The organism is Pseudomonas sp. Sample_22 (genome assembly GCF_004307635.1).
Classification (GTDB): Bacteria; Pseudomonadota; Gammaproteobacteria; order Pseudomonadales; family Pseudomonadaceae; genus Aquipseudomonas.
The window spans coordinates 37396-52048 of the sequence record NZ_RCNY01000010.1; the positions used below are offsets into that span (position 1 = coordinate 37396).

Annotated in this window: 16 protein-coding genes and 2 tRNA genes; 10 read left to right on the top strand and 8 right to left on the bottom strand. The window is 58.6% G+C overall.

Going from position 1 to position 14653, the window contains the following annotated elements; genetic code table 11:
• Window positions 1-253: 253 nt before the first annotated feature.
• Window positions 254-607, bottom strand: a complete 354-nt coding sequence (locus tag D8U73_RS01545) for a BON domain-containing protein (protein ID WP_130903548.1) — start codon at window positions 605-607, stop codon at window positions 254-256.
• A 305-nt stretch (window positions 608-912) separates the two neighbouring features.
• The gene (locus D8U73_RS01550; RefSeq protein WP_056855634.1) at window positions 913-1320 is read right to left on the bottom strand and encodes a pilin; all 408 of its coding nucleotides are present in this window, start codon (window positions 1318-1320) and stop codon (window positions 913-915) included.
• A gap of 225 nt (window positions 1321-1545) precedes the next feature.
• Between D8U73_RS01550 and pilB the strand changes: the two genes are divergently transcribed.
• Genes pilB through yacG form a run of 5 tightly spaced genes read left to right on the top strand, consistent with a single transcriptional unit; the run spans window position 1546 to window position 6157 of the window.
• Entirely contained in the window at window positions 1546-3246 is a 1701-nt protein-coding gene (gene pilB, locus D8U73_RS01555) for a type IV-A pilus assembly ATPase PilB (RefSeq protein ID WP_130903549.1), read from the top strand.
• Window positions 3247-3248: 2 nt separating this feature from the next.
• The gene (locus D8U73_RS01560; protein ID WP_056855636.1) at window positions 3249-4466 is read left to right on the top strand and encodes a type II secretion system F family protein; all 1218 of its coding nucleotides are present in this window, start codon (window positions 3249-3251) and stop codon (window positions 4464-4466) included.
• A gap of 1 nt (window position 4467) precedes the next feature.
• Window positions 4468-5340, top strand: a complete 873-nt coding sequence (locus tag D8U73_RS01565; RefSeq protein WP_056855637.1) for an A24 family peptidase — start codon at window positions 4468-4470, stop codon at window positions 5338-5340.
• Window positions 5337-5960 (top strand): dephospho-CoA kinase, encoded by a 624-nt coding sequence (coaE, locus tag D8U73_RS01570; RefSeq protein ID WP_056855638.1) that lies wholly within the window; start codon window positions 5337-5339, stop codon window positions 5958-5960. Before D8U73_RS01565 ends, coaE begins: the two co-directional genes overlap by 4 nt.
• A complete protein-coding gene (yacG, locus tag D8U73_RS01575; RefSeq protein WP_056855639.1) occupies window positions 5957-6157 on the top strand; it encodes a DNA gyrase inhibitor YacG in 201 nt (66 codons plus the stop codon). Before coaE ends, yacG begins: the two co-directional genes overlap by 4 nt.
• A 27-nt stretch (window positions 6158-6184) precedes the next feature.
• Here yacG and D8U73_RS01580 read toward each other — a convergent pair whose 3' ends face one another.
• Entirely contained in the window at window positions 6185-6874 is a 690-nt protein-coding gene (locus D8U73_RS01580) for an energy-coupling factor ABC transporter permease (RefSeq protein ID WP_056855640.1), read from the bottom strand.
• Window positions 6875-7123: 249 nt separating this feature from the next.
• Between D8U73_RS01580 and D8U73_RS01585 the strand changes: the two genes are divergently transcribed.
• Entirely contained in the window at window positions 7124-7366 is a 243-nt protein-coding gene (locus D8U73_RS01585; RefSeq protein ID WP_056855641.1) for a DUF2790 domain-containing protein, read from the top strand.
• A gap of 8 nt (window positions 7367-7374) precedes the next feature.
• On the opposite strand, the gene D8U73_RS01590 is transcribed toward D8U73_RS01585, so the two are convergent.
• Genes D8U73_RS01590 through D8U73_RS01600 form a run of 3 tightly spaced genes read right to left on the bottom strand, consistent with a single transcriptional unit; the run spans window position 7375 to window position 11212 of the window.
• Entirely contained in the window at window positions 7375-8643 is a 1269-nt protein-coding gene (locus D8U73_RS01590; protein WP_056855642.1) for an OprD family porin, read from the bottom strand.
• A 10-nt stretch (window positions 8644-8653) separates the two neighbouring features.
• Window positions 8654-9865 (bottom strand): benzoate/H(+) symporter BenE family transporter, encoded by a 1212-nt coding sequence (locus D8U73_RS01595; protein ID WP_130903550.1) that lies wholly within the window; start codon window positions 9863-9865, stop codon window positions 8654-8656.
• A 3-nt stretch (window positions 9866-9868) separates the two neighbouring features.
• A complete protein-coding gene (locus D8U73_RS01600; RefSeq protein ID WP_056855644.1) occupies window positions 9869-11212 on the bottom strand; it encodes an aromatic acid/H+ symport family MFS transporter in 1344 nt (447 codons plus the stop codon).
• Window positions 11213-11431: 219 nt separating this feature from the next.
• On the opposite strand from D8U73_RS01600, the gene D8U73_RS01605 reads away from it, so the two are divergent.
• Genes D8U73_RS01605 through D8U73_RS01620 form a run of 4 tightly spaced genes read left to right on the top strand, consistent with a single transcriptional unit; the run spans window position 11432 to window position 14166 of the window.
• Window positions 11432-12058 (top strand): DUF1780 domain-containing protein, encoded by a 627-nt coding sequence (locus tag D8U73_RS01605; RefSeq protein ID WP_007970534.1) that lies wholly within the window; start codon window positions 11432-11434, stop codon window positions 12056-12058.
• Window positions 12055-12582 (top strand): MOSC domain-containing protein, encoded by a 528-nt coding sequence (locus D8U73_RS01610; RefSeq protein WP_056855645.1) that lies wholly within the window; start codon window positions 12055-12057, stop codon window positions 12580-12582. Before D8U73_RS01605 ends, D8U73_RS01610 begins: the two co-directional genes overlap by 4 nt.
• Window positions 12583-12633: 51 nt before the next feature.
• Window positions 12634-12807 carry a DUF3094 domain-containing protein gene (locus D8U73_RS01615; RefSeq protein WP_007970531.1) on the top strand — a complete coding sequence of 58 codons (174 nt, stop codon included), beginning with the start codon at window positions 12634-12636 and terminating at the stop codon, window positions 12805-12807.
• 60 nt (window positions 12808-12867) lie between these two features.
• A complete protein-coding gene (locus tag D8U73_RS01620; protein WP_130903551.1) occupies window positions 12868-14166 on the top strand; it encodes an NAD(P)/FAD-dependent oxidoreductase in 1299 nt (432 codons plus the stop codon).
• Window positions 14167-14346: 180 nt separating this feature from the next.
• On the opposite strand, the gene D8U73_RS01625 is transcribed toward D8U73_RS01620, so the two are convergent.
• Both D8U73_RS01625 and D8U73_RS01630 read right to left on the bottom strand, forming a co-directional pair.
• Window positions 14347-14423, bottom strand: a tRNA-Pro gene (locus D8U73_RS01625).
• 95 nt (window positions 14424-14518) lie between these two features.
• A tRNA-Lys gene (locus tag D8U73_RS01630) sits at window positions 14519-14594 on the bottom strand.
• Window positions 14595-14653: the final 59 nt, after the last annotated feature.

Consider the following 14653-nt stretch of genomic DNA (forward strand, 5'->3'; position numbering starts at 1 on the left):
AGCGAGCCTGCGGTGTCTGGACGTTTTTCGCCAGCAGGCTGGTTCCTACAAGGATTGCGGCATGTTCGGCAGATATCAGCCGGCTCCCACAGGGTTTTGCATTGATCTTGAAATAGAACAGGCCCCGACACGAATGCCGGGGCCTGTAATGGCCACGTCCTTGTGGCCGTTCGCATGAACACTCAAGAAGCGATAGACGTATGACTCGGCCCGTCTATCGCGTCTTCTCCCGGTCCAGGCGAGAAGCCTTGCCTTACTCGGATTTCAGGCCGTCAGCGGATACTGCTTTGACGCCTTTGATTTTTTTGGTGATCGCCACGGCGGTGTCTTTCTGAGCATCGGTCACCGCAACGGTGGACGACAGGGACACGACGCCTTTGTTGGTTTCAACTTTGATATCGGTACCTGGGATGCCTTTTTCGGTAATCAGGTCTGATTTGACTTTGGTAGTGATCCAGGTATCGGAAACATCCTCTTTCGCTTCGGTGACTTCACCGGCGGCCAGCATCATCGGTGCTTGAGTGGCCTGAGTCTGGGCAAATGCAACGTTGGCCATGGTCAGGGTCAGCGCGGTAGCAGCAGCGGCAGAGATAGCGAACTTCTTCATACGAGTAACTCCTGTTTTTCTGGAAAGTCTGCTGGGTTCATGTCAGCAGGGTTACCAGAGATATTGCGAACGCTGTGCCAAGTTTGAGACAGACAATTAATCCTTAAAAATCAATACGTTATGAAAAACGCAATTTTCCGGATTCGTGCAAAATGCATGAGTTGAACTTTATCTACATGCAAGTTGCGGGTTTTCTCGCCGGCCTAAGGCCATGAAATTTCGGCAATTTTTATCAATACTCAATCCAACTGCCTGACGCGAAAAAAAAACCCCTGCATAAGCAGGGGTGGATATACCAAAAAAGGTCAGACTTTGGTGCAGCCTTTAGGTGCATATTCCTGATCCACAGTGGTCGTACAGGTCCACCCGGTCAGAGCACGCGTAAGAGTGATGGTCTTGTTCAGTACCGGCCCTGGCGCATTTAGAATCGTGCAAGCGATCGTGCCAGTTCCATCAACAGCCTTGCCCGACGCGGTCGTAGTGCAATTAGCCGTAGTCGCAGTTCCGCCTACCTTGGTTAGATCAGGGTCGGTCCCTTGATTGATAACGTCCTCAAAAGGCACTTTCAACGCCGAAATCTCCGCCAGCCCCGCCGTGACCTTGGCCCGCGCCTGATACTTGGAATACGCCGGTATCGCAAACGTCGCGAGAATCCCGATGATCGCCACCACGATCAGCAACTCGATCAGGGTAAAACCTTTTTGAGTGTTCATAGACAGCCTCCGTGCATGAGTCGAAATCTCATGATCTGAACCTGCCGCAGCACAGCCCATGCCAAGCCCTGCACGCCCTGTTGGCGGGGTACTCGCCAGCCTTGAAGACCTTTCCTACTCCCAGGATCCGCACTATCTGACACTTTTTGTCACCTCGGCGCTGCTGGTTTGGTTCCGTTGCTTGACTAGGCTATAAGTCATTAAATGTCTGCGTCCGGTATCCCAATGAATGACATCGCCCTCAGCGGTCTGGCCAAGCAATTGGTCCTGGCCGAGCTGCTCACTGACAAAAGCGCGCAACAGGCGTATCAACAAGCCCAACGCAACCGTATTTCCCTGGTGACCTACCTGGTCCAGAACAAGCTGGTTAAAAGCCGCCAGGTTGCCGAGATCGCCTCGGAACATTTCGGCCTGGCCCTGCTCGACCTGCATACCCTGGACAAGGACATCCAGCCCAAAGGCCTGGTCAGCGAGAAACTGGTCCGCCAGCATCACGCCCTGCCCCTCTGGCGCCGTGGCAACAAGTTGTTCGTCGGCGTTTCCGACCCGACCAACCATCAAGCCATCAATGACATCCAGTTCAGCACCGGGCTCACGACCGAAGCGATCCTGGTCGAAGACGACAAACTCAGCGATGCCATCGAGAAGTTCTTCGACAGCCATGGCTCTGGCCTGGAAGACATCGCCGATGTAGACCTCGATGGCCTCGACATCGAGACCACCGACGACAAACGCCAGGACGCTATCGGCGGTCAGGAGGCCGATGACGCACCGGTGGTGCGTTTCGTCCATAAAATGCTGCTCGATGCGATCAGGAGCGGTTCTTCAGACCTGCACTTCGAGCCCTACGAAAAGAACTACCGCGTGCGGATGCGCACCGATGGCGTGTTGCATGAAGTCGCCCGGCCGCCGTTCCAATTAGCCAACCGCATCGCCGCACGATTGAAGGTCATGGCCAGCCTCGACATCTCCGAACGCCGCAGACCCCAGGACGGCCGGATCAAGATGCGTCTGTCCAAAAGCAAATCCATCGACTTCCGGGTCAATACCCTGCCGACACTGTGGGGCGAGAAAGTGGTCATCCGGATTCTCGACCCCACCAGCGCGCAAATGGGCATCGACGCCCTCGGTTACGAGCCGGACCAGAAAGACCTGTACATGGCTGCGCTGAAACAGCCGCAGGGAATGATTCTGGTGACCGGCCCCACGGGTTCGGGCAAAACGGTTTCGCTCTACACAGGGCTGAACATTCTCAATACCGTGGATATCAATATTTCAACCGCCGAAGACCCGGTCGAAATCAACATGGAAGGCATCAACCAGGTCAACGTCAACCCGAAACAGGGCATGGATTTCGCCCAGGCGCTGCGTTCATTCCTGCGGCAGGACCCGGACGTGATCATGGTCGGCGAAATTCGCGACCTCGAAACCGCCGAAATCGCCATCAAGGCTGCGCAGACCGGGCACCTGGTGCTGTCGACCCTGCACACCAACAGCGCCGCGCAAACCTTGACCCGTCTGCACAACATGGGCATCCAGGGTTTCAATATCGCCACCTCCGTCAGCCTGATCATTGCCCAGCGCCTGGCGCGCAAGTTGTGCAGCCATTGCCGCGTTCCGCTGGAAATTCCCCGCGAAGCGTTAATCAAGGAAGGCTTTCCTGAGGAACGCATCGGCACCTTCACGATCTATGGACCGGTCGGTTGCGATCACTGCAATGGCGGTTACAAAGGGCGAGTGGGGATTTATGAAGTGGTGAAGATCACGCCGGACCTGCAACGGCTGATCATGGCCGAAGGCAACGCACTGCAAATCGATGACCAGATGCGCAAGGATGGTTACAACGACCTGCGCACCTCAGGGCTGCTCAAGGCCATGCAGGGCATCACCAGCCTGGAAGAAATCAATCGGGTCACCAAGGACTGAACATGGCGGTCAAGGCAGCGAAAATCAGCGTGTATGCCTGGGAAGGCACAGACCGCAAAGGCACTAAAATCAGCGGTGAGCTGAGTGGGCAGAACCCGGCGCTGGTCAAGGCCCAACTGCGCAAGCAAGGCATCAACCCCGGCAAGGTACGCAAGAAAACCACGTCGATTTTCGACATGGGCAAACGCATCAAGGCCCACGACATTGCCCTCTTCACCCGGCAAATGGCGACCATGATGAAAGCCGGTGTACCGCTTCTGCAATCGTTCGACATCATCGGCGAAGGCTTCGACAACCCGATGATGCGCAAGCTGGTGGACGAGGTGAAACAGGAAGTCGCGGCGGGTAACAGCTTCGCCGCCGCCTTGCGCAAAAAACCGCAATACTTCGATGAGCTGTACTGCAACCTGGTGGACGCCGGTGAGCAGGCCGGCGCGCTGGATACGCTGCTGGAACGGGTAGCGACCTACAAGGAAAAGAGCGAAAGTCTCAAGGCCAAGATCAAGAAAGCCATGACCTACCCGCTGGTGGTGGTGTTCGTCGCGATCATCGTGACCGGCATTTTGCTGGTCAAGGTGGTGCCACAGTTCCAGTCGGTGTTCGAAGGCTTCGGTGCCGAACTGCCAGCGTTCACCGTCATGGTCATCGGCCTTTCACGGTTCATGCAGGACTGGTGGTGGGTCATGCTCGGCGCGCTGATTGCGGCGATTTTTGGAGTGCGCCACGCCTTCAGGACGTCACAGGGCTTTCGCGATCGCACGGACGCCTGGCTGCTGAAGCTGCCGCTGGTGGGCACGTTGATGTACAAGTCCGCCGTGGCACGTTTTGCCCGCACGCTGTCGACCACTTTCGCCGCCGGCGTACCGTTGGTGGAAGCCCTGGAGTCGGTGGCCGGGGCCACCGGCAACATCGTGTTCAAGCGTGCGGTACTGCGCATCAAGCAAGACGTGTCGACGGGCATGCAGCTGAATTTCTCCATGCGTACATCCGGCATTTTTCCAAACATGGCGGTGCAGATGACCGCCATCGGCGAGGAGTCCGGTGCACTGGATGACATGCTCGACAAAGTCGCCGGGTTCTACGAAGACGAGGTCGACAACATGGTCGATAACCTCACCAGCCTGATGGAACCGTTCATCATGGTGGTGCTGGGTGTTATCGTCGGGGGATTGGTGGTTGCCATGTACCTGCCCATCTTCCAACTCGGTTCAGCGATCTGACATGCCCTTGAGCGAAATATTGATTCAACACCCGCTGGCGTTCGTAGTGATCGCCGGGGTGATCGGCCTGCTGGTCGGCAGCTTTCTCAACGTACTGGTGTGGCGCCTGCCGAAAATGCTCGAGCGCGAATGGCGCGTGCAGGCCCATGAAATCCTCGGCCTGCCCGGCGAATCGCCGCTGCCGACGTTCAACCTGATGCTGCCGCACTCCCATTGCCCACAGTGCGGCCACCGGATTCGCCCGTGGGAAAACATTCCACTGCTCAGTTTCCTGTTCCTGCGCGGGCGCTGCTCTGGCTGTGCAGCACCGATCAGCAAGCGTTATCCGCTGATCGAACTGGCCTGCGGCCTCGGGTCGGCATTCATTGCCTGGCATTTCGGTTTCGGCTGGCAAGCGTGCATGGCATTAGCCCTCAGCTGGGGCCTGTTGGCCATGAGCCTGATCGACGCCGAGCACCAACTGTTGCCGGATGTGCTGGTACTGCCCTTGCTGTGGCTGGGGTTGATCGTCAACAGTTTCGCTCTGTTCGTGCCGTTGCCTGATGCGTTGTGGGGCGCGATTGCCGGTTACATGGCGCTCTGGTCGGTGTTCTGGCTGTTCAAGCTGCTCACTGGCAAGGACGGCATGGGTCATGGAGATTTCAAGCTGCTGGCGATGTTTGGCGCCTGGGGCGGCTGGCAGATTCTGCCGCTGACGATCCTGTTGTCGTCCCTGGTGGGCGCTGTTGTTGGCGTGATTTACCTGCGTGTGCGCAACGCCAGAACGTCGACGCCGATCCCCTTTGGCCCCTATCTGGCAATTGCCGGCTGGATTGCCTTGCTCTGGGGTGGTCAAATAACCGACTTCTATTGGCAGTTTGTCGGTTTGAAATGAATACCCCTGTGGAAAAACCCTGGATTCTCGGCCTGACCGGCGGCATTGGCAGCGGCAAAAGCGCGGCTGCCCAGCATTTCATCGACCTGGGTGTGCACGCGGTCGATGCCGATCACGCCGCACGCTGGGTGGTGGAACCGGGCCGGCCAGCGCTGGCGAAAATCGCCGAACACTTCGGCCCCGGCGTATTGCAGGCCGATGGCCAACTGGATCGCGCCGCGTTGCGCAATCTGATCTTCGAAGTCCCGGATGAACGTCGCTGGCTGGAAGCCTTGCTGCATCCGCTGATCGGTGAAGAAATCGCCCATCACCTGGCACTGGCAAAATCACCTTACGCGATCCTGGTATCACCACTGCTGATCGAGTCCGGCCAATACGCGATGACCCAAAGGGTGCTGGTCATCGATGCCCCTGAACAGCTACAGATCGAACGCACCTTGCAGCGCGACAAGACCAGCGAACAGCAGGTCCAGGCGATTCTCAAGGCGCAGTCCAGCCGTCAGGATCGCATCAGCCATGCCGACGATGTGGTGGTCAATGACCGCGACCTCGCCTGGCTGCACAGCGAGGTCGAACGCCTGCATCACTTTTACCTAACTTTGCGTGGAGGCCAGTCATGAGCCAAACCCCAACCGTCGAATGCCCGACCTGCGGCGCCCCTGTGGAATGGAGCGCAGAGAGTAAATTCCGGCCGTTCTGCTCGGACCGTTGCAAACTCATCGACCTCGGCGCCTGGGCGTCGGAAGAGCATAAAATTCCGGTCGCCCCCGATGCCGAGGACGAACTGTTCAGCGGCGATTTCGATCCGCGCCACTGAGCCGTCGCAACGACGATCCCGGGCTCATCAAGACTTGGGATCGTCGTCCTTCCACGGCGCCGACAGATAGCGCGTGCGGTTGAAGGTCTCCAGCCACTCGGGACAGAACACCACCAACGCGCTGACCACCATGCCGTTGATGAATGCCTCCGGAAAAATGATCAGCCACAGGTAACCGACGAAGTCTTCCAGCCAGTACGGCATGGCAAAACGTTCGTCGAACCACAGCAACCAAAGCGCCAGCAGCAGGCACAGTAACGCCGACAGAGCCGCCGCAAAAAATCCGGAAACGAAGATGTACACAAAGGGGTTACGCGGCTGCGCGCGCTCCACAAGGATTGCGCAGCATTCGGTCACCAGCACCGGCAAGGCGATCAACAAGGCGCCGTTGACCCCGACGGCAGCGAGGTCCTGACGTCCCAGCAGCACCAGCCCCATCTGCGCCACCAACCCGCCGACGAGTGCCAGCGGCCAGTCCAGCAGCAGGGTCACCGCCGTCATGCCGATGAAGTGGTAAGACACGCCGGTATCGAAATCGCGCCGTACCAACCACAACAGAAACAACGCGAACACCGTGCCGAACAGCAAATGCTGGCGACGACTGTCGGTGAACAGTTCGACCCAAGGCGCACGCGCAGCAGCCCAAATCAAAACCGGTACGTAGATCAACCAACCCACGGTGAGGGTTGCGCAAGACAGTAACTCGGCACCGATCATGACGGGGCGCACTCCCTTTTCTTGCCGTAGGCGGACAGGCCTCCAGTCTACACCGCCCCTTTCGATCTCATGCCCAATGCTGCAGATCGTCGATGACCGCCTCATACCTGGCGAACAATTTCGCCAACGCTGCACAGAGCAGGCCGTGATTGTTACGTTTTACGCAAGACTGCATCCGGCATTCGCCCCTTTATCGGACGCTGGCGAAGACTAAAATTTATCCATGAAACCGAACCGGAGCACGCCAGCATGAAAACGTTGATCAGCCTGTTGCTGACCGTCATCGCCACCTCGGCCATGGCTGCCGACAACCAACCTGCCGCGGTGATGTACAACCCGGCGCAGCCACTGGACATCGCCAAGGTGGTTTCGGTGTCCGACACAGCGACCGCCTGCGGGGTTGTACCGGCGACCATGGTGTACATCGACCATCAGGGCCAGACCCATCGTGTGACCTATGACGTCATGGGTGATTGCACCAGTAACCTGTGATCAGCGCGTCATAACAAGGTCCAGGTGTAACTGAAGATCAAGCGGTTCTCATCGATATCACTGCGGTAGTTGGATCGCGCCATGGCATTGCGCACGCGTATGCCCAAACCCTTGAGACTGCCGCTCTGCAGCACATAGCCGATGTCCAGGTCTCGCTCGCGATCCTTGCCTTCGAAGCCTTGCCCGGTATCGACATTGTTACCACTGATGTAGCGCACGGTACTGGTCAACCCCGGAACCCCGAGCGCCGCGAAATCATAGTCATAGCGCGCCTGCCAGGAACGTTCATCGGTGTAGGCGAACTCGTAGGTCGGCACTTCGTTGCCCAGCGGCGAGATGTTGGCAAACACCCGTGGGAACGCGCTGTCGCCGAACATGCCCTGATAGCCGACGTAAAACGTATGGCCACCACGCTTGGCCGACAGCAACGAGAAGAGCGCCTGGTTGTCGATGTTGCCCAGTAACTTTTTGCCGTCCTCACGCGAATCGAAGTAACCGAGATTGGCGCCGAGAATCCAGTCGCCCAAAGGCTCACTGTGCTTCAGACCGAGGAAGCGCTGGTTGTAGATATCTTCCAGCTGACCGTACCAGGCGCTGACCGAGGTGCGCTTTTCGTTGAAGGCGTAATCAGCACCGGCAAAATTGAACCCGTCACTGCTGGCCTGACGCTGCGGAACGTGGCCAAGCATGGCTTGCATCTTCTCATCGCCAGCCTCGTTGCGCAGGCTGGTTGAACGCAAATGACCACCTTGCAGGGTCAGGCCATTGATCTCGTTGGAAGTAATGCTTGCGCCCTGGTAACTCGGAGGCAGAAGGCGAATATCGCTGAACACCAATACCGGCAGATTGGGTTGCAGCTCACCGACTTTCAGCTCGGTTCTGGAGTAGCGCATTTTCAATGCGCCCTCCAGACGGCTGTAGTTGTCCGCCGCACGGCCGTCGTCCTGCACCGGCAACAAACCGGTATTGGTCCGGTCAGGGGCACTGTCGAGCTTGAGGCCGAGCAGGCCAATGACGTCCACACCGAAGCCGACGGTACCCTGGGTGTAACCGGATTTCACATTGAGAATGAAGCCTTGCGCCCACTCCTCGGCCTTCGATTGCCGGTTGGCGCCGACGATGTCGGAATAGTCACGGCTGAAGTAATAGTTGCGCGCCTGCAACGTCGCTGTGGTGTCTTCGATAAAGCCTTTTTCTGCGGCCATTGCGTCCGTGGAAAAACCCGAGACGAAAGCCAGGGACAACGCTGAACCGGTTGTTGGGAGACTCTGTTTCATTGCCTTTCTCTTATTGTTTTTGATCGACAGGTTGAAGAGCTTCAGTTGCATCGGATTCGCGACGGACGTTCAACAGCGCATGGGTGACCATGCCGAAAATCAATCCCCAAAACGCCGCGGACAAGCCAAACAAAGACATGCCCGAGGCCGTGATCAGAAAGGTCACCAGCGCGGCTTCACGATCGCTCGGCACAGCCATCGCACCCGCCAATGCCGAGGCAATGGCGGCGAACAACGCCAACCCGGCCAGCGCCGCGATCAACTCTTTGGGGAACGCCGAAAACAGCGAAACCAGCGTGGCACCGAAGATCCCGAGCAGCAGGTAGCAGAGGCCGCCCACAACCCCGGCTACATAGCGTTTGCGTGGGTCTTCGTGGGCTTCGCGACCGGTGCAGATCGCGGCGGTGATCGCCGCCAGATTCAGCCCATGGCAACCGAACGGCGCCAGCAGCGCCGTGCCCAGCGCACTGCTGGCGATGATCGGGCTGGCCGGCGTCGGATAACCGCTGGCGCGCAGCACCGCCATACCGGGCACGAACTGACCGGTCAGCGCCACCATCACCAGCGGCAAGGCGATGTTCAGGATTGCACCCAGGCTGAACTCGGGCGTGATCCACACCGGCGTGGCCAGGCCGATCACCAACGCTTCACGATGCAAATCGCCAGTGAATGCGGCAATCGAACAGCCCACCAGCAACACCATCATCACCGCATAACGCGGCATCACCCGCTTGCACACCAGGTAGCTGGCAAACATGGTCAGCACCAGCAACGGCTTGTGTTGCATCGACACAAACAACCCGGTACCGAAACTGAACAGGATCCCCGCCAGCATCGCCGCGGCAATGGCGGCGGGAAGCTTGCTGATGATCCGGTCAAAAGCTCCGGAAATGCCGACCAGGAAAATGATCAGGCTGCTCACCAGATAAGCGCCGACCGCCTGCGCCATGGAAATTTCCGGCAACAGCGCCACCAGCAACGCCGAGCCCGGCGCCGACCAGGCGATGATCACCGGGACGCGGTAGCGCAGGCTCAAACCGATTCCGAGCACAGCGCTGCCGATGGAGATCGCCCAGATCCAGGACGACAACACTTGCCGAGAAAGATCTGCCGCTTCAGCCGACTGAAAGATGATCACCAGCGGCCCGGCGTAGGAAATCACCGTGGCGATGAATCCAGCCACGGCCGCTGATAGCGAGAAGTCCTGGAAAAACCGTTTCATGACTCAGGCACCGGTCGCTGGCAGCGCCGGGCTGACGCTCAAGGCGCTGCGACGGCTGCTGATGGCGAACACGGTCATGGCCAGGGCCGCCACCGCACCGGGCACGGCAAACGCCATGAAGTTCAGTTGCAGGGGCAGGCTGATTCCGAGCAAGGCACCGCCCAGCAGCGGACCGACAATGGCGCCGTTGCGTCCGATGCCCGAAGCCCAGCCCAGGCCGGTGGATCGAATGGTCATGGAGTAAAACTGCGCGGCGCAGGCGTACAACAGAATCTGCGAACCGATGGTAGTGGCGCCGGCAATGGCGATCAGCAGGTACAACACCGGCATCGGGCTGTTAAAGCCCAACAGGGTGATCGACACCGCCGCCATGGCAAAAAACCCCGCCAGCACTTTCGGCAGATTGAGTTTGTCGCCCAATACCCCGCCGCCCACAGCGCCGAAAATCGCCCCGAAATTCAATACCAGCAGGAACGACAAACTCGAACCCAGACTGTAACCGGCATTCGCCATCAGCTTCGGCAACCAGGAACTCAACGCGTAGACCATCAACAGGCAGCAGAAGAACGCCAGCCACAGCATCAGCGTACGCAACGCACGGCCCTCGCGGAACAGCTGCAACACCGGAGTGCCCGTGCCCTTCACTTCAGCCATGTGCAATTGATCAGACGTTTGCGCGACGTAAGCGGGATCAATGCGTTGCAGAACGTTGCGCGCCTCTTCATTTCGCCCCTGACGCAACATGAAGCCCACCGACTCCGGCAGGAAATACATGATCAGCGGCAACAACAGCAACGGCAGGATCGCTACGTAAAACACCGACTGCCAGCCGAAACTCGGGATCAGCACAATGCCCAGCCCAGCGGACAACATGCCGCCCACCGAGTAACCACTGAACATGATCGCTACCAGTGTGCTGCGGATTTTTTTCGGTGCGTACTCGTTCATCAGGGCCACGACATTGGGCATCACGCCACCAATGCCGAGGCCGGCAATGAAGCGGCAAATGCCGAACTCGGTGGGGTTTCGTGCAAAACCGTTGATCACGGTGAAGCCACTGAAGAGTATTACGCAGAGAGTGATGGCTTTCTTGCGGCCGATCCGGTCAGACAACGGGCCGAAGAACAGTGCGCCGAACATCATGCCGAACAGGGCATAGCTGCCCAGAGCACCGGCCTGCAGGGGACTGAGCCCCCACTCTTTCATCAGCATTGGCAAGACCACGCCGTAGATTACCAAATCGTAGCCGTCGAAGATGATGATCAGCGCACACCAGAACAGCACCATCCAGTGAAAGCGGTTGAAACGAGCGTTGTCGATAACCTCATGTACGTCGATCTTGCGCATGGCATATATCTCTTGTTGTTGTTTTTTTAGAGCGTCGGTAACACGGCTTACGTCCGTACAGCCGAGGGTAGAGCCAGCGGATACGCGGCAATATCCAGTGCGCGCAGATCACTATCCGTTTTGTGCAGCGCCCTGAAACGGGCATGGAAACGTGAGGAATCGGCCCTCCGCGACAAATTGTCTTCTTTGCGAACACATTTGGACGCTAAGCTTGGGCCTATGGATGACTCAGATTACTTACGCCTGCTGACCATCGCGGCCGAGCAAGCCAACGCGTTCCTGTCCAATGCCCGCAAATGGGAGCGTGAGCGTTGGGTCTGCCAACGCCTGCTGCAAGGGCTGAACATTCCCTATCGCGCCGACGAATTCGCCCCGGCCGGGGAACCGCCGGATGTGTTGTTTCGCGATGCCAGTTTCGAAGTGTTCTTCGTGCTCGATGAGGGCCGGCGCCTCAATGATGAGTGGCGCGATGAACTGCAACGTCGACGCAGTGCGTTTTCCCTGAGCCAACTGGTGCGTCGCGAGGCCAAGCCACGACGCATCCCGGCCAACGAGTTCCTGCTGCGGCTGGCGCCGACCTTGCGCAAAAAGGCGCATAACTACAAAGAACGCGGCATGGACCTGGGCGAACTGGACATCATTGCCTTCGCCAGCCTCAAGCGCGAGGTGCTGGACCTCAACAGCCATTTCCCGCCGCCCACCGAGTACCTGCGCCAGGGTTGGCGCTCGCTGTCGCTGGTGGGGCCTACATTCGCCCGTGTGCTGTTCGCCCATCCCGATGCACCGGACTTTCTGCGCAGCAATCTGGGACGCAGCATCGTGTTCGATGTAGGGATCAGCCTGTGAGTCCATTGCAGGAACTGATTGCCCAAGTCCCGCAAACCGGCCGCGTTCGCTGGATCGGCGTGCGCCCGGCACCGCACGTGCCAATGATCGAACTGGATGCCGTGGAAGCCCGGCTCGAGGCCGGGTTGACCGGTGATCGCGCACGTCCCGGTGTGCGCAATGCGCGGCAGGTGACGCTGATTCAGTGGGAGCATCTGGCTGTGATCAGCTCATTGATGGGCCGCCCGGATGATCGACCGGTCAAGCCTGAGGATCTGCGGCGCAATCTCGTTATCAGCGGAATCAACCTGTTCAGTCTCAAGGGCCGGCGCTTTCGCATCGGCCAGGCGATTTTCGAAACCACCGGCTGGTGCCAACCGTGCGCTCGCCTGCAAAACAACCTCGGCCCAGGGACATTTCAGGCCGTACGCGGACATGGCGGGATCACTGCCCGAGTGTTACAAAGTGGCATCATCCGTCTGGACGATACGCTGAGCGTCGAGCCTGTTCCGGACACCGGCTATGCTCCGTTCAACGTTCGTTGAATCAGCCTGTAGCTTCTACACACTCAGCAACGTCTACCTGACGAGGCCTTTATGACCAGCCGCCTGAACCCCGACGACCAAAAGCATGTCGAAGAGTACCTGCAACTGTCCCAGCACCAAGTCGAGCGCCGACCTTTCCGGCCGTGGATGCTCCTTGTGCTGGTGCTGGCAGTGACCATTGGTTTGGGCCTGTTGAGCCGACTTATCAGTTACCTGACGCTATGAGCTGCCTCACGCTCGCACGGGTAATTGCACCGATTTCCTTTAGCCTTGCGAGTTATCCCCATGTCCCATCGTATTGTCATTGTCGGCGGCGGCGCCGGCGGTCTGGAGTTGGCTACCCGTCTGGGTAAGACTCTGGGCAAGCGCGGTACGGCCAGCGTGATGCTGGTCGACGCGAACCTGACCCACATCTGGAAACCGTTGTTGCACGAAGTGGCGGCCGGGTCGCTGAACTCCTCCGAAGATGAACTCAACTATGTTGCCCAAGCCAAATGGAACCACTTCGAGTTTCAGTTGGGGCGCATGAGCGGGCTCGATCGTGCGAACAAGAAAATCCAGCTGGCTGCCACCTATGACGAAGCCGGGCTGGAACTGGTGCCCGCCCGCGAAGTACCTTACGACTCGCTGGTGATCTCCGTCGGCAGCACCACCAACGACTTCGGCACCTTGGGCGCGGCCCAGCACTGCCTGTTCCTCGATACCCGCAAACAAGCCGAACGCTTCCACCAGCAATTGCTCAACCACTACCTGCGCGCCCATGCCGGGCAGACCGACAAAGTCGAGCAGATCAGCGTGGCCATCGTCGGCGCCGGTGCCACCGGGGTCGAACTGGCCGCCGAACTGCACAACGCGGCACATGAGCTGGCAGCCTATGGCCTGGACCGGATCAAACCGGAAAACATGCACATCACCCTGATCGAAGCCGGTCCACGGGTACTGCCAGCGCTGCCGGAACGCATCGGTGGGCCTGTGCATAAAACCCTGGAGAAACTCGGGGTCAACGTGATGACCAACGCAGCGGTCAGCGAAGTGACGGCCGACAGCCTGATCACCGCCGACGGCAACGTGATCAAGGCCAGCCTGAAGGTCTGGGCGGCGGGGATTCGCGCACCGGGTTTCCTCAAGGACATCGACGGCCTGGAAACCAACCGCATCAATCAGCTGCAAGTGCTGCCGACCCTGCAAACCACCCGCGACGAGAACATCTTCGCCTTCGGCGACTGCGCCGCCTGCCCGCAGCCGGGCAGCGACCGCAACGTACCGCCGCGAGCCCAGGCTGCGCACCAACAAGCGTCACTGCTGGCCAAATCGCTGAAGCTACGGATCGAAGGCAAGACGCTGCCGGAATACAAGTACACCGACTACGGCTCGCTGATCTCGCTGTCGCGTTTTTCGGCAGTCGGTAATTTGATGGGCAACCTCACCGGCAGCGTAATGCTTGAAGGCTGGTTGGCGCGGATGTTTTACGTTTCGCTGTATCGTATGCACCAGATGGCGCTGTACGGGCCGTTCCGTACGGCAATGCTGATGCTGGGCAGCAAGATCGGACGTGGGACTGAGCCACGGCTCAAGCTGCACTAAAACACGCCAATCCCTGAGGGAGCGGGCTTGCCCGCGATTGCGGTGTCTCAGTCGACATCTTCGCTGAATGACCCACCGCAATCGCTGGCAAGCCAGCTCCCACAAGTTTTTATGGTGTTCGAGAGCGTTTTTCGAAGACAAAAAAAATCCCCGTATCTTTCGATACGAGGATTTTTAATATGGTCGGGGTAAGGGGATTCGAACTCCTGACATCCTGCTCCCAAAGCAGGCGCGCTACCGGACTGCGCTATACCCCGGTAAAAAAAAGGCACCTTCGAAAGGCGCCTTCTGCGAACAGAGCTTTTGGCGTCTGATCTTAAGATTCGATCCCAGCGCTAACTGGTTTCAAAAATGGTGGGTCGTGTGGGATTCGAACCTACGACCAATTGGTTAAAAGCCAACTGCTCTACCAACTGAGCTAACGACCCAAAAATGGTCGGGGTAAGGGGATTCGAACTCCTGACATCCTGCTCCCAAAGCAGGCGCG

Bases quoted from the DNA above. Each gene is read 5' to 3' on its own strand.
- D8U73_RS01605 (WP_007970534.1), top strand. From the start codon at position 11,432: ATGGATGACTCAGATTACTTACGCCTGCTGACCATCGCGGCCGAGCAA.
- D8U73_RS01560 (WP_056855636.1), top strand. From the start codon at position 3,249: ATGGCGGTCAAGGCAGCGAAAATCAGCGTGTATGCCTGGGAAGGCACA.
- D8U73_RS01590 (WP_056855642.1), bottom strand. From the start codon at position 8,643: ATGAAACAGAGTCTCCCAACAACCGGTTCAGCGTTGTCCCTGGCTTTC.
- D8U73_RS01565 (WP_056855637.1), top strand. From the start codon at position 4,468: ATGCCCTTGAGCGAAATATTGATTCAACACCCGCTGGCGTTCGTAGTG.
- D8U73_RS01550 (WP_056855634.1), bottom strand. From the start codon at position 1,320: ATGAACACTCAAAAAGGTTTTACCCTGATCGAGTTGCTGATCGTGGTG.
- D8U73_RS01615 (WP_007970531.1), top strand. From the start codon at position 12,634: ATGACCAGCCGCCTGAACCCCGACGACCAAAAGCATGTCGAAGAGTAC.
- coaE (WP_056855638.1), top strand. From the start codon at position 5,337: ATGAATACCCCTGTGGAAAAACCCTGGATTCTCGGCCTGACCGGCGGC.
- D8U73_RS01580 (WP_056855640.1), bottom strand. From the start codon at position 6,874: ATGATCGGTGCCGAGTTACTGTCTTGCGCAACCCTCACCGTGGGTTGG.
- D8U73_RS01620 (WP_130903551.1), top strand. From the start codon at position 12,868: ATGTCCCATCGTATTGTCATTGTCGGCGGCGGCGCCGGCGGTCTGGAG.
- D8U73_RS01595 (WP_130903550.1), bottom strand. From the start codon at position 9,865: ATGAAACGGTTTTTCCAGGACTTCTCGCTATCAGCGGCCGTGGCTGGA.
- yacG (WP_056855639.1), top strand. From the start codon at position 5,957: ATGAGCCAAACCCCAACCGTCGAATGCCCGACCTGCGGCGCCCCTGTG.
- D8U73_RS01585 (WP_056855641.1), top strand. From the start codon at position 7,124: ATGAAAACGTTGATCAGCCTGTTGCTGACCGTCATCGCCACCTCGGCC.
- D8U73_RS01600 (WP_056855644.1), bottom strand. From the start codon at position 11,212: ATGCGCAAGATCGACGTACATGAGGTTATCGACAACGCTCGTTTCAAC.
- D8U73_RS01545 (WP_130903548.1), bottom strand. From the start codon at position 607: ATGAAGAAGTTCGCTATCTCTGCCGCTGCTGCTACCGCGCTGACCCTG.
- pilB (WP_130903549.1), top strand. From the start codon at position 1,546: ATGAATGACATCGCCCTCAGCGGTCTGGCCAAGCAATTGGTCCTGGCC.